Source organism: Curtobacterium sp. VKM Ac-2922, from assembly GCF_022815645.1.
GTDB lineage: Bacteria > Actinomycetota > Actinomycetes > Actinomycetales > Microbacteriaceae > Curtobacterium.
On sequence record NZ_JALGRO010000002.1, the window covers coordinates 281,912 to 295,474 of the forward strand.

Below are 13,563 nucleotides of genomic sequence, written 5' to 3' on the forward strand. Positions count from 1 at the left end.
GCAAGTCTACTCGTGCGGCGCCGCGGACCCTGACCGCGCGGCGACACCTGTCGCTGAGCCGTCCACCGAGCCGGGGGCACCGTCACGCACCGACCGCAGTCCGGACAGGTCCGGCCAGGCCAGCGCCAGCATCGCGACCACGGCCGGTCCGAAGGTCCAGATGTACCCGGCGGCGTTCGCCAGCACGAGCGGCGAGCTCTGGCCGCCCACGGACACCAGCACCTGGGTCGCGACGATGACCCCGATCCCGATGGCGGCGACCATCGCGCGGGACCGGTAGAGCAGTCGCACGCCGACCGTCAGGCCGATGACGATGAGCGTCGTCAGCACGATGCCGATCGGGAACGCGCCGAGCGTCTGCTGGTGGGTGACCGTGCCCAGGCCACCGGCGAGCACCCCGAGCACCCCGGCGACGACGACCGAGGTCACCTTGCCCGCCGGCGTCATGTCGGCGAAGGTCTCCGGCGCAGGCGGCGCTGCGGGCGCGTCGTGGCGGAAGGCCTCGACCGCGGGTGCGTGCTGCCGGACGCCGTGCGGCATCACCCAGGACAGCGCGGTCGGGTCGGCGGGGTCCACCGGGTCGACGGTGACCTGCGAGCGGTACTGCTCGATCGCCGCACGCACCTTCGCCCGCACGGGCAGGACGTCGACGGTCAGGTCGACGTCGCCGCCCTCGGGGTCGACGATCATCGAGAACGGCACGTCCTCGGCACGGGCGGCGTAGCGGGCCGCGTGGTGCACCCGCACGTGGTCGGGGTGCCCGTACCCGCCGTCGTCGGCGTAGCTGATGACGGCGTCGGCCATGGTGGACCGGATCGCGGCCCGGACGTCGTCGACGACCTCGCCCATGTCGGCAGCCGTCAGCGAGTCGGCCGGTGCGTCGTCCGCGGCCACCGCACGACCGTCCGGGCCCCACTGCATGCCCGAGTCGGTGTAATGCCGTTCGGGCAGGTCGGTCGGACGGGCGCCCGGTCCCCCGAGCCACAGGTGCTCGGGACCGCCGAGCGCCGCGAGCGCCGCGCGGATCTCGGTCTCGCGGTGCGCGGCCACGCGGGGGGCGTTGCCGGCCAGGGGCGCGAGCGACGCCGTGAGCATCTCACCACGCTCGCCGCGGGTGGCGGTCAGCACCGTGACGTGGGCGCCGAGTTCGAGCAGGGTCGCGATCGTCCCGCCGGACGACAGGGTCTCGTCGTCGGGGTGGGCGTGGACGAGGAGCACGCGCTCGGGGCGCGTCGCAGAGGCCTTGGACATCACGCCCAGGGTACTTCGCCTAGCGCGGGGTCACGATGTACGTCGCCGTGGCGCCGCCGTCGCCCTTCGAGAACGTCAGCACCACCCGGTGGTCGTCGCTCCGGAAGATCCCGAACGCGCTGGACGCGTCCGCGCGCTTGGCCGACTCGGTGAAGCCGGCGTCGGTGAGCTGCTGCGCCGCCGTGGCGAAGTCGTCGACGGAGGACGCCTGCACCTGCACGACCCACCCGGAGCCGTTCGGCCCGGTCCCGCCGCCCAGCACCGTGCCGTCCACCAGCGGCACGGCCGCGGTCGGGAACCCGTCCGGCACCTTGCCGTCGCTGGTCACGTCGGCGCCCTTGAGCGCGGTGTCGAGCGCACCGTCGATGCCGCCCGCGATGTTCGACATGCCCTGCTCGATGGCGCTGCCGTCGATGTTCTTGACGCCGTCGCTGACGCTCGACGCGACGGACGACCCGAGATCGGTGGCCTGCTTGACCGACTCACTGGAGCAACCGGTCAGGCCGGCCAGGGCGATGCCGGCAGCGACGGCGGCAACGAGCGGGGTGCGGAGGGAGGAACGCATGCGCCGACCGTAACCGACCAGCCGGGAGGCCCGGCCTGAGTTCCCTGGGAGTGTCACGTCACTGCCGGGGGCGACCAGGGCCTCCAGGCCGGTCCGGTGGTGCGCACCGCGCGCGTCAGCGCAGGTACGCGCCCACCGCCGCGACGAGCGCGTCGACGCCGACCGGGATCGCCGTGTCGGCCTGCGGCGCGTAGAACGGCGAGTGGTTGCTCGGGATGTCCGCACCGCGCCGGAACAACTCGGGGTCGGTGATGCCCGTGAACCAGTAGACGATGGGCGCGCCGGCCGCGGTGGCCAGCTGGCCGACGTCCTCGGATGCCATGGCGAGCCCGGACTCCATGTCGACGGCCTTCGCCACGACGGGACGGATCGCGTCGAGCACCTTCGACGCGTTCGCCGGGTCGTTGACCAGGACGTCCGCACCGGGCGCGCGCTCGATCGTCGGGGCGTCGAGACCACCGGCGGTGCTCTCGGCGTGCACGATCCGCTCGATCGAGGCGATGATCCGGTTGCGGGTGTCCTCGTTGCGGGCACGGGTCGAGATCTCGATGACGGCCTTGTCCGGGATGATGTTGGCCCGGGTGCCGGCGTGGAAGCTGCCCACGGTCACGACGCCCGCGTCGCTCGGAGCGACCTCGCGCGCGACGACGGTCTGCAGCCGCACGACGGCCGAGGCCGCGGTGACGACCGGGTCGAGCGAGGCCTGCGGCGCGGAACCGTGGGCGCCGCGACCGTTGAACGTGACGGTCAGGCGGTCGCTCGACGCCATCACGGGGCCCGACCCGACGGCGACCATGCCGACGGGGGCGGGCGCCGAGTGCTGCCCGAGGACGACGTCGGGCTTCGGGAAGCGGTCGACCAGCCCGTCCTCGATCATGGCGCGGGCGCCGGAGATGACCTCTTCGGCGGGCTGGAACACGGCGACGACCGTCCCGTGCCAGTCGGTCTTCGTGGCGACCAGGCGCTCGAGCGCGCCGAGCAGCCACGTCACGTGGATGTCGTGGCCGCAGGCGTGCATCGTCGGGACCTCGGCACCGGTGTCGTCGGTGCCGTGGTGCGTGCTGGCGTAGGACAGGCCCGTCTGTTCCTGGACCGGCAGGCCGTCCATGTCGGCGCGGAGCCACACGACCGGGCCGTCGCCGTTGGTCAGGACCCCGACCATGCCGGTGCCACCGATGCCGGTCGTGCTGTCGATCCCGAGCTCGGCGAGCCGGTCGGCGATGATCCCCGCCGTCCGGTGCTCCTGGAAGCCGAGCTCCGGGTGGGCGTGCAGGTCCTGGTACAGCGAGAGGAGGTCGAGGGTCACGGCATCCACCGTATCCCTCGACCTCCTGTGGGCGAACTCGCGACTGCTACGCGTCCTGGCGCTTCAGGCGCGCGTACGAACGCTGACGGGCGCCCGCTTCGAGCTCGACCTTGCGGATGCGGATGGCACCCGGGGTGACCTCGACGCACTCGTCCTCGCGGGCGAACTCCAGGCACTCTTCCAGCGAGAGCTGACGGGGCGGCGTCATCGACTCGAAGGTGTCCGAGGTCGACTGACGCATGTTGGTCAGCTTCTTCTCCTTCGTGATGTTGACGTCCATGTCGTCGGCACGCGAGTTCTCGCCGACGACCATGCCCTCGTAGACCTCTTCGGTGGGGGCGGTGAAGAACGTCATGCGCTCCTGCAGGTTCGTGATCGCGAACGGCGTCACGACACCCGAGCGGTCGGAGACGATCGACCCGTTGATGCGGGTCTGGATCGGGCCGGCCCAGTCGCCGTAGCCGTGTGAGATGCCGTTGGCGATGCCGGTGCCGCGGGTCTCGGTCAGGAACGCGGTCCGGAACCCGATCAGGCCGCGAGCCGGGACGATGAACTCCATGCGCACCCAGCCGGTGCCGTGGTTCGTCATGTTCTCCATGCGGCCCTTGCGGGCGGCCATGAGCTGCGTGACGGCGCCGAGGTACTCTTCGGGCACGTCGATGGTCATGTGCTCGAACGGCTCCTGGAGCTTGCCGTTCTCGTCGCGACGGGTGACCACCTGGGGCTTGCCCACGGTGAGCTCGAAGCCCTCACGGCGCATCTGCTCGACCAGGATGGCGAGTGCGAGCTCGCCACGACCCTGGACTTCCCACGCGTCGGGGCGGCCGATGTCGACGACCTTGAGCGAGACGTTGCCGACCAGTTCGCGGTCGAGTCGGTCCTTGACCATGCGGGCGGTGAGCTTGTGGCCCTTGACCTTGCCGACGAGCGGGCTGGTGTTCGTGCCGATCGTCATCGAGATCGCGGGGTCGTCGACCGTGATGGTCGGCAGCGGCCGGACGTCTTCCGGGTCGGTCAGGGTCTCACCGATGGTGATCGTGTCGAACCCGGCGACGGCGACGATGTCACCGGGGCCCGCGGACTCGGCCGGGTAGCGGTCGAGCGCCTTGGTGATCAGGAGCTCGGTGATGCGGGCGTTGACGACGGTGCCGTCGTGCTTGACCCACGCGACCGTCTGGCCCTTCTTCATGGTGCCGTGGAAGATGCGCAGCAGCGCCAGGCGGCCGAGGAACGGCGACGCGTCGAGGTTCGTGACGTGCGCCTGCAGCGGGTGTTCGTCGTCGTACTTCGGAGCCGGGACGTGCTGCAGGATCGCCTGGAACAGCGGCTCGAGGTCGTCGTTGTCGGGCAGCGTGCCGTCGGCCGGCTTGTTGCGCGACGCAGCGCCGTTGCGCCCGGAGGCGTAGACGACGGGGACGTCGAGGATCGCGTCGAGGTCGAGGTCGTCGACCTCGTCCGACAGGTCCGAGGCCAGACCGAGCAGCAGGTCCTGCGACTCGGACACGACGTCGTCGATGCGGGAGTCGGGGCGGTCCGTCTTGTTGACGAGCAGGATCACCGGGAGCTTGGCGGCGAGCGCCTTGCGCAGCACGAAGCGCGTCTGGGGCAGCGGGCCCTCGGACGCGTCGACGAGCAGCACGACACCGTCGACCATGGACAGGCCGCGCTCGACCTCACCACCGAAGTCGGCGTGGCCCGGGGTGTCGATGACGTTGATCGTGATGGGGCCGCCCGCGCCGAACTCGGCCGCGTGCTTGCCGTTGTAGAGCACCGACGTGTTCTTCGCGAGGATCGTGATGCCCTTCTCGCGCTCGAGGTCGTTCGAGTCCATCATGCGGTCTTCGCCCTCGAAGTGGGCGTCGAACGAGTTGGTCTGCGTGAGCATCGCGTCGACGAGGGTGGTCTTGCCGTGGTCGACGTGTGCCACGATGGCGACGTTGCGCAGGTCGGACCGGGTGGCGAGCGCCATACAGGACATCCTTCAATTGCTGGGAGAGTGTCGGGCCAGCTGGTGATCGACCCTGTGGTCGACCGGCACCGCACCCGTGGGCAGAACGCCCGACACGCCAGTCTACCGGAAGTTCCGCAACCGACAGGAGTACTGCAGATGAGCCGTCGGCGAACGTGGATCGAGATCACGATCGTGCTGATGCTCTCGCTCGGCGGCAGCGCGCTGTACTCGGTGCTGCAGATCATCGACGACCTGTCGCAGACGACTCCCCTGGGGCAGCAGTCCACGGCGCTCAACTCCTCGACCACCACCGTGCAGTACGTCGACCTGGCGCGGCAGCTCGTCGGCATCGCGGTCGACCTGGCCCCGGTCGCGCTGGTCTGCTACTTGCTGTGGCGCACGAGCCGCCCGCACCTGTCCGCGCTCGGCATCGACCGGTTCCGCGTGAAGACGGACCTGGGCCTGCCCGTGCTCATCGCGCTCGGCATCGGGATCCCCGGACTGGCGCTGTACTTCACCGGACGTGCGCTCGGGTTCACCGTCGACGTGGACCCGGCGGCGCTCGGCTCGTACTGGTGGACCGTGCCCGTCCTGTTGCTGAGCGCGATCCGGTCCGGACTGCAGGAAGAGGTCATCGTCATCGGCTACCTGTACCGGCGCCTGGGCGAGATCGGCTGGGGGCGGTGGCAGGTCGTCCTGTCCACCGCGGTGCTGCGTGGCAGCTACCACCTGTACCAGGGGTTCGGCGCGTTCGTCGGGAACGCCGTCATGGGCATCGTGTTCGGCTGGATCTACACGCGGTGGGGCCGCCTGATGCCGCTGATCGTCACGCACTGCCTGCTCGACGCCGCGGTGTTCGTGGGCTACCCGTGGGTGGCACACGCGTTCCCCCAGCTGTTCTCGTAGACGCCAGCGCCCGTGGACGGCGTCGGAACACGCATCGTCGGCGTGTCGCAACGGCGAGAATCTCGACCCGGGGTATTGACACCCGGACTGGGGGCGGGGACCATCGTGCGTACGAACAGTCCTCCACGGACTTGTCTCCCCGGGGAATCGGGTCGCCAGCTGGTACGCGCAAGGCGTTTCACGTCCGCTCAGCCGGCGTCCCCGGGGAGGCACTCGTCTGCTCCTCCTACGATTGCAGGATGAACGAGCGCCCGGCCCCCGACACCGTCCGGATCGTCGCCCCCGGCATGCGGGTGCTCGCGATGGTGCTGTGGGCAGCGGCGGTCTTCCTGCTGGTCGTCGGGTTCGTCGTCCGCGGCGACACCCCGGCCTGGCTGGTCCCCGTCCCCAGCCTGTTCGTCGCGTTCGTCGCCTGGGCAGTGCTGTGGCGGCCCCGCATCGAGCTCACCCCCGAGGCCCTGGTGGTCGTCGACGTGCGACGGACGTCGACGTACGCCTGGCCCCGGGTCACGGGCGTCCGGACGAAGTACGGGCTCGAGGTCCAGTCGAACGAACCCGACCGGCGTACCTGGATCGCACCACGACCGACGGCGCGGCTGCGGCTCGAGCGGCCATCGGGCTCGGTGCCGGCCACCGTCGAGCGCGCGGCCGCCGAGGTGCTCGCCCGGGTCCCCGTTGCGGTGGCCCAGGACGGCCCACCCCCGGCGACGGTCACCGCGCTGCCGATCGTGCACCGGGTGCACGGGTGGTCGGTCCTGGCGATGATCGTGCTCGGGGTCGCGGCGTCGCTCGCCGCTGCCCGCCTCTGACCCGGCGTCGACGCCCCCGCGCCGCCCCCGGCGCCGACGCCGCCGCGCCGACTCCGGTGCTCCGGTCCACGCGGAGCGGGGCACGTCACCCGTGGTGACGTGCCCCGCTCCTGGTTCGGTGCGCGTGGTTACTTCTTGTAGCCCACGTCCTGCCACTTGACCGAGGACTGCTGGAACTGCGCGGGACCGTAGTTCACCAGGTCCTTGCGCACACCCCAGGCGTACGGCTCGGCGAACAGCGGGATGGTGCCGGCGACCTTGACGATCTTCTTGTCGATCGCGTTCGCGTCGGCGATCCGCTTGGTCGCGTCGAGCTCGGCGTTCGCCTTGTCCCACGCGGCGCCGAGCGACGAGTCCGTCACACCGGTGTAGTTCTGGCCGGCGTCGGCGGGGTAGTAGATCGACTTGAGCGAGGACACCGGGAACGGCGTGCCCTGCCAGGCGAAGTACGTGGCGTCGAAGTCACGGCCGTCGGTGGTGATGTACTTCGTGAAGAAGTCATCGGTGGGGACGGTGTCGATCGTGACCTTGAACCCGGCGGCCTTGGTCTGCTGCTGCACGAGCTGCGCGACGTTGGCCGAGTTGGGGTTGTCCGACGGGATCACGAACCGGACCGCGAGCGTCTTGCCGCCCTTGGTCGCGTAGCCGTCCGAGCCGATCTTCCAGCCGGCCGACTCGACCTTGGCCTTGGCCTTCGCCGCGCTGTAGCCGTACACGCTCGAGACGTGGTCGGTGTAGCCCTTCTGGCCGGGCAGGTACACCAGGCTGTTCAGGACGCCGCCGGGGCTCTTGACCGGGGACAGGATCGCCTGGGCGAGGACCGCACGGTTGATCGACTGGGCGAACGCCTGGCGCACCGTGGCGTCCTTGAACACGTCAGCGGTGCCGTTGAGCGTGATCTGGCGCTGCGTGGTGCCGAGCGAGCGCTCGATCTTCGAGTCCGAACGCGAGTTCGCGGTCTTGTAGTTGTCCGCGCTGCCGTTCAGGTTGAAGGCGTCGAGCTCCTTGTTGGCGTAGGCCTGGGAGACACCGTCGCGCGAGACCGTCTTGAAGATGATCGTGTCGAGCTTGGGTGCGTCACCCCACCACTTCGGGTTCTTCTCGAAGGTCACGACACCGCCGGTGGTGTCGTAGGACTTCAGGATGTACGGGCCTGCCGAGACGTAGGTCTTGCCGTCGGCGGCGTACGGCGCCTTCGCCCATGCCTTGTTGAAGTGGTCGGGGGTGTCCACGGCCCAGTAGGGGTAGATCGCCGTGAAGACGGACGGCCAGTCGGCGTTCACCTTCGAGAAGGTCACGATGACGTCCTGCGCGCTCGAGCCCTGCTTGACCGAGTCCACGTCTTCCCAGACGTTCGTGGCGAGCGGTGCGAACGCCGGGTTGGTGCCGTTGAGCGCCTTCCAGTTGGCCTCGACGTCCTTCTCGGTGATCGGGGTGCCGTCGGACCAGACCGCCTTGGGGTTGATCTTGATCTCGACCGTCTGCGGCGAGTCCTTGGTCAGCTTGATCGAGTCGACGTAGTCCTTGTTCGGCTCCCACTCGCCGTTCTCCTTGAACTGGATGAAACCGGGGAGGTACGTGCCGGCGATCGTGTTGTCGTCCACCGTCCCCGAGTCCAGGTTCGAGAGCTGCCAGTTCGCCGGGGCCGAGTCGATCGGCAGGGTGATGGTCCCGCCGTCCTTGATCGAGCTGCGGTCCGCGGTGGTCCACCCGGTCGACTTCAGCGACGACGAGGCGACCGACGAGCTGTCGTTGCCCGCCGTTCCACCGCCGCCGGAGCACCCGGCGAGCACGACGGCCGACGCCGCCGCGAGGGCCAGAACGGCCGTTGCCTTCATCCTCATTCGCATGGCGAGGATTCCCTTTCGTTGTGTCGCGCACATCGCGCCGAACACGGCGACCCCCGCCGCCGTGGCTGTTGGGAGTCGACCCTAGCCACATGCCGACCGCTGCGGGGGCCAGCCGTACCGAATCGAAACAAGCCCGTAACAGTGGTTGTCTAGCGTTGCGCCCGTCGACCAGCGTGGCGCCGTCAGGCGACTACGCTGTCCCCACCGACAACGCCGTCCGGCCGGACGGTCAATCGACCCCTGGGAACCGCCAATGCTCGCATTCATCGCGAAACGGATCGTCAACTACGTGATCCTGACGATCGTCGCGACGACGCTCGGATACATCCTCGCCAGCACGACGCTCAACCCCGCTGCCCGGTTCTACGGCAAGAACCCACCGGTCCCGCAGGGCACGATCGACGCGGCACTCGCCAAGCTCGGCGTGGACCCCAACGTCCCCGTGCTGGTGCGCACCTGGAACTGGTGGGTGGACCTCGTCACGCACGGGTCGCTCGGCATCAGCACCCGCAGCACCGCGGTGACGGCGGACATCATCTCCCGCTCGGGCACGAGCCTGCGGTTGCTGGTGATCGGTGCGCTGCTCGGGGCCGTGCTCGGCGTGCTGCTCGGCGTCTGGAACGCCGTGCGGCAGTACAAGACGTCGGACCAGGTGTCCACGTACCTGTCCTTCGCGGTGCTGGCGACGCCGGTGTTCGTCATCGCGGTCGTGCTGATGATCCTGGCGACGGGGCTCAACAGCGCCGTCGGGACGCAGGTCATCCGGTTCACGGGTGAGTACACGCCGGGCTACGGCGGTGGGTTCTTCGCGAACCTCGGTGACCGGCTGGTGCACCTGCTGCTGCCGACGATCTCGCTGACCATCGGTGCCGTCGCCAGCTACTCGCGCTACCAGCGCTCCGCGATGCTCGACGTCCTGTCGAACGACTTCATCCGCACCGCCCGGTCCAAGGGCCGCACGCGCGGCTCGGCGATCATGCGGCACGGTGTCCGGGTCGCGCTCATCCCGATGTCGACGTTCTTCGCGTACTCGTTCGGGCTGATCCTGACCGGCGCCAGCGTCACCGAGCTCGTGTTCAGCTGGCACGGCATGGGTGAGTACTTCGTGACCAGCATCACCAACAACGACGTCAACGCAGCGGCCGGGACGATCCTGTTCACGGCGATCCTGGTGCTCATCGCCGGGACGCTGGCCGATCTCCTGTACGCGGCGCTCGACCCGCGAGTGAGGGTGTGACCCGTGTCCGTACTGAACCCCACGACCACGACGACGGCCGGCGACCCGGGCGACGGCAACGCCGGCGTCCCCGCCCACGTCGTCGACGCCACCAGTCGCCGCACCCCCTTCTGGAAGAAGGTCCTCGGCACCTGGCGCGCGCGCATCGGTGCGACCGCGCTGCTGCTCATCATCCTGTGGGCCTTCGTCGGCCCGCTGCTCTACCACTGGAACTCCGTCGACTCCGACGGGTTGGCCTTCGGCATGGGCCCGAGCGCATCGCACTGGTTCGGCACCAACGACATCGGCCAGGACATCTACGCGCAGACGCTCGTGGGCCTGCAGAAGTCCCTGCTGATCGGCCTGATCGCGGGCCCCGGGTCGACGCTCATCGCCGGGATCATCGGCGCGATCGCCGGGTACTTCGGCGGCTTCGCGGACCGCGCGATCGTCTGGGCGATCGACCTGCTGCTCGTGATCCCGTCGTTCTACGCCCTGGTGCTGCTCAGCCCGGTGTTCAAGAACCTGACGTGGGTGGCCCTGATCATCGGCCTGGCCATCTTCAACTGGATGATCATGGCGCGTGTGATCCGTGGCCAGACGATGTCCCTGCGCGAACGCGACTACGTCAAGGCGGCGCGCTTCATGGGTGTCCCGTCGCGCACGATCATCCGCCGCCACATCCTGCCGAACGTCGCGTCGCTGCTCATCATCGACGCCACGCTCGGCGTCGGGGCGATGATCCTGGCGGAGAGCACGCTGAGCTTCTTCGGCTTCGGCATCCAGGTGCCGGACGTCTCGCTCGGCACCCTGCTCGCCGCCGGCAGCCAGTCCGCCGTCACCCGTCCGTGGCTGTTCGTGTTGCCCGCCGCGACCCTCGTCGCCACCGTCCTGTCCACGAGCCTGCTCGGCGACGCCCTGCGCGACGCCATCGACCCGACCTCCGGAGCCAACCGTGACTGACCCCCTGCTCTCCGTCTCGGACCTCTCCGTCACGTTCAACGCGAACTCCCGGCCCGTGTACGCCGTCCGCGGCGTCGACTACCAGGTCCACCAGGGCGAGTTCCTCGGGATCGTCGGTGAGTCCGGGTCCGGCAAGTCGGTGTCCTCGATGGCGGTGATGGGACTGCTCCCCTCGTCCGCCAAGGTCAGTGGCAGCATCACGTACGCCGGCCAGGAACTCGTGGGCATGAACGACCGTGAGATGTCCCGCCTGCGTGGCCGGGACATCGCGATGGTCTTCCAGGACCCGTTGTCGGCCCTGACGCCCGTGTACACGATCGGGCAGCAGATCGTCGAGGGCCTCCGGCTGCACGACCGTTCGCTCAGCACGCACGCCGCCCGGACCCGCGCCGAGGAACTCCTGCGGGTCGTCGGCATCCCGAACCCCGCCCGGCGCCTCGACGCCTTCCCCCACGAGTTCTCCGGCGGCATGCGGCAGCGCGCGATGATCGCGATCGCCATCGCGAACGACCCGAAGCTCATCATCGCCGACGAACCGACGACGGCACTCGACGTGACGATCCAGGCGCAGATCCTGGACGTCCTGCAGACGGCGAAGGAGATGACCGGCGCAGCCGTGGTGCTCATCACCCACGACCTGGGCGTGGTCGCCGGCAACGTCGACCGTGTCGCCGTCATGTACGCGGGACGCATCGTCGAGAACGCCCCGGTGCAGACCCTGTTCCGCGAACCCGTCATGCCGTACACGATCGGTCTGCTCCGGTCGATGCCGAACATGACGGCGCCGCGGACCGAGCGCCTGGTCCCGCTCGAGGGTCGGCCGCCGCTGCTCACCCAGCGGCCGACCGGCTGCCCGTTCGCCGACCGGTGCCCAGCGGCGATCGACGCCTGCCGTGACGGTGAGCCGGCGCTCCAGGCACCGACCATCACGAACGCGGGCGCCGGCAGCACCGCCGACGTGGCGACCGGCGCGATGGTCTCCGCTCCTGCCACGCTCGTCGACCACACCGCCGCGTGCATCCGCCGCGACGAGATCGCGGCCGGCACCCTCGAACGGTCCGAGATCTTCCCCCGACCGGAGGAGATCGAGGAAGCCGCAACCGATCACGGCGACGACGTCGTCCTGCGACTCGAGGGGGTCGTGAAGACGTTCCCCCTGACCAAGGGCTCGGTGTTCCGACGCCGGATCGGCGAGGTGCACGCGGTGGACGGGATCTCGCTCGAGCTCAAGCGCGGCCGGGTCCTCGGCCTGGTCGGCGAGTCCGGCTGCGGCAAGACGACCACCATCATGGAGATCCTCGAACTCGCCGGCGCCCAGCAGGGCACCATCGCGGTGAACGGCGTCGACACGGCGTCGCTCAGCAAGCGCGACCGGCTGGCGCTCCGCAGCGACATCCAGGTGGTCTTCCAGGACCCGATGGCATCGCTCGACCCACGCCTGGACATCGGGTCCGTGATCGGCGAACCGCTCACCGTGCAGGGCGTGGCAAAGGACGAGATCCGCCGCCGCGTGCAGGAGTCGCTGGCACTCGTGGGACTGGAGCCGAGCTACATCGACCGGTACCCGCACGAGTTCTCCGGCGGCCAGCGGCAGCGCATCGGCATCGCCCGGGCCCTGATCGTCGAGCCGAAGATCCTGGTGCTCGACGAACCGGTCTCGGCCCTCGACGTCTCGGTGCAGGCCGGCGTGATCAACCTGCTCGAGGACCTGAAGCACCGGCTGGGGCTGTCGTACCTGTTCGTCGCACACGACTTGTCCGTCGTCCGGCACATCGCCGACGACGTCGCCGTGATGTACCTCGGCCGGATCGTCGAGTACGGCAGCGGCGACGCGGTGTTCGAGGACCCGCAGCACCCGTACACCCGGGCGCTGCTGTCCGCCGTGCCGGTGCCGGACCCGTCGGCCGAGGCAGCGCGGGGCCGGATCCTGCTCGATGGCGACCTCCCCTCGCCCACCGAGCGCGTGGACGGCTGCCGGTTCCGCACCCGGTGCCCGCTGTACCAGTTGCTCGACGACACCCGCAAGGAGCAGTGCCGCACGGTGGACCCGGCGCTGCAGGACGTCCACGGTCGCGGGGTCGCCTGCATCCAGACCGACCAGAACGACCTGCTGACGCAACGCGCCGTGGCAGCGGTCCGGTAGCCGGAACGCGACCAGACGACAGACAGGAGGCCCCCCGCCGGTCCGGTGGGGGGCCTCCCGTCTGTCGTGTGGTCCGGGACGAACCGTTCAGACCAGCAGCGAGACCACCAGCAGCGCCAGGGCCACCGCGCCGGCGACGAGCGCGGGCCGGTCCCAGCGCCGCACGACGGCGGCCGCGTTGTCGACGCCACGGTCACGGGCGACGGCCCAGGCGTCCAGGACCACGGTGAGCTCACCCGAGGTCGGCATGACCGGTCGCTCGCCCCGGCGGGCGGGCTTGGGGCGCGGCAGGGTGGGACCGCCCCAGCACGTCAGCCGCCGTGGTTCCGTGGTCTCGATGACGATCTGGTAGCGCATCCGCACGTCCGCGACGCTCCCCCAGGGCAGCTCGACGACGCGCAGGGGGTTCGTCACGGTCAGCTGATCCGGCGTCACGACGACCGTCGGACGGACCATGAGCACCCAGACACCCCACACGACCACCGCGATCGGTCCCAGCGCCTGCAGGACGACGTCCCAGCTGCCCCGGACCGCGGCGTCCACCAGGAGCGCGAGGCCCAGGACGACGACGAGGCCGGACGACACGAGCCCTCCGCGTCCACC

The 13,563-nt window shown here is 69.9% G+C and carries 11 protein-coding genes; 5 read left to right on the forward strand and 6 right to left on the reverse strand.

Annotated elements, in window-relative coordinates; all coding sequences use genetic code 11:
- Positions 1 to 6 precede the first annotated feature (6 nt).
- The 4 genes from MT346_RS03325 to typA all read right to left on the reverse strand — a co-directional run bounded on the left by MT346_RS03325 (position 7) and on the right by typA (position 5,091).
- Entirely contained in the window at positions 7 to 1,251 is a 1,245-nt protein-coding gene (locus tag MT346_RS03325) for a PIG-L family deacetylase (RefSeq protein WP_243561328.1), read from the reverse strand.
- A gap of 19 nt (positions 1,252 to 1,270) precedes the next feature.
- Positions 1,271 to 1,816: a hypothetical protein gene (locus MT346_RS03330; protein ID WP_243561329.1), complete on the reverse strand. Its 546-nt coding sequence runs from the start codon at positions 1,814 to 1,816 to the stop codon at positions 1,271 to 1,273.
- A gap of 115 nt (positions 1,817 to 1,931) precedes the next feature.
- On the reverse strand, positions 1,932 to 3,122 hold the full coding sequence (locus MT346_RS03335) for an amidohydrolase (RefSeq protein ID WP_243561330.1): 1,191 nt from the start codon (positions 3,120 to 3,122) through the stop codon (positions 1,932 to 1,934).
- A gap of 46 nt (positions 3,123 to 3,168) precedes the next feature.
- Entirely contained in the window at positions 3,169 to 5,091 is a 1,923-nt protein-coding gene (gene typA / locus MT346_RS03340) for a translational GTPase TypA (RefSeq protein WP_243561331.1), read from the reverse strand.
- 138 nt (positions 5,092 to 5,229) lie between these two features.
- Here typA and MT346_RS03345 point away from each other — a divergent pair, with 138 nt between their 5' ends.
- Positions 5,230 to 5,979 carry a CPBP family intramembrane glutamic endopeptidase gene (locus MT346_RS03345; protein WP_243561332.1) on the forward strand — a complete coding sequence of 250 codons (750 nt, stop codon included), beginning with the start codon at positions 5,230 to 5,232 and terminating at the stop codon, positions 5,977 to 5,979.
- A 239-nt stretch (positions 5,980 to 6,218) separates the two neighbouring features.
- Positions 6,219 to 6,788, forward strand: a complete 570-nt coding sequence (locus MT346_RS03350) for a PH domain-containing protein (protein ID WP_243561333.1) — start codon at positions 6,219 to 6,221, stop codon at positions 6,786 to 6,788.
- A 128-nt stretch (positions 6,789 to 6,916) separates the two neighbouring features.
- Here MT346_RS03350 and MT346_RS03355 read toward each other — a convergent pair whose 3' ends face one another.
- A complete protein-coding gene (locus tag MT346_RS03355; RefSeq protein WP_243561334.1) occupies positions 6,917 to 8,626 on the reverse strand; it encodes an ABC transporter family substrate-binding protein in 1,710 nt (569 codons plus the stop codon).
- Positions 8,627 to 8,891: 265 nt separating this feature from the next.
- Between MT346_RS03355 and MT346_RS03360 the strand changes: the two genes are divergently transcribed.
- The 3 genes from MT346_RS03360 to MT346_RS03370 are packed head-to-tail and all read left to right on the forward strand — an operon-like array spanning position 8,892 to position 12,960.
- A complete protein-coding gene (locus MT346_RS03360; protein ID WP_243561335.1) occupies positions 8,892 to 9,875 on the forward strand; it encodes an ABC transporter permease in 984 nt (327 codons plus the stop codon).
- A gap of 3 nt (positions 9,876 to 9,878) precedes the next feature.
- Positions 9,879 to 10,817, forward strand: coding sequence for an ABC transporter permease (locus MT346_RS03365; RefSeq protein WP_243561336.1), 939 nt, complete (start codon positions 9,879 to 9,881; stop codon positions 10,815 to 10,817).
- Positions 10,810 to 12,960, forward strand: coding sequence for an ABC transporter ATP-binding protein (locus tag MT346_RS03370; protein ID WP_243561337.1), 2,151 nt, complete (start codon positions 10,810 to 10,812; stop codon positions 12,958 to 12,960). Before MT346_RS03365 ends, MT346_RS03370 begins: the two co-directional genes overlap by 8 nt.
- Before the next feature lie 87 nt (positions 12,961 to 13,047).
- Here MT346_RS03370 and MT346_RS03375 read toward each other — a convergent pair whose 3' ends face one another.
- The gene (locus tag MT346_RS03375) at positions 13,048 to 13,545 is read right to left on the reverse strand and encodes a PH domain-containing protein (RefSeq protein ID WP_243561338.1); all 498 of its coding nucleotides are present in this window, start codon (positions 13,543 to 13,545) and stop codon (positions 13,048 to 13,050) included.
- Positions 13,546 to 13,563 lie beyond the last annotated feature (18 nt).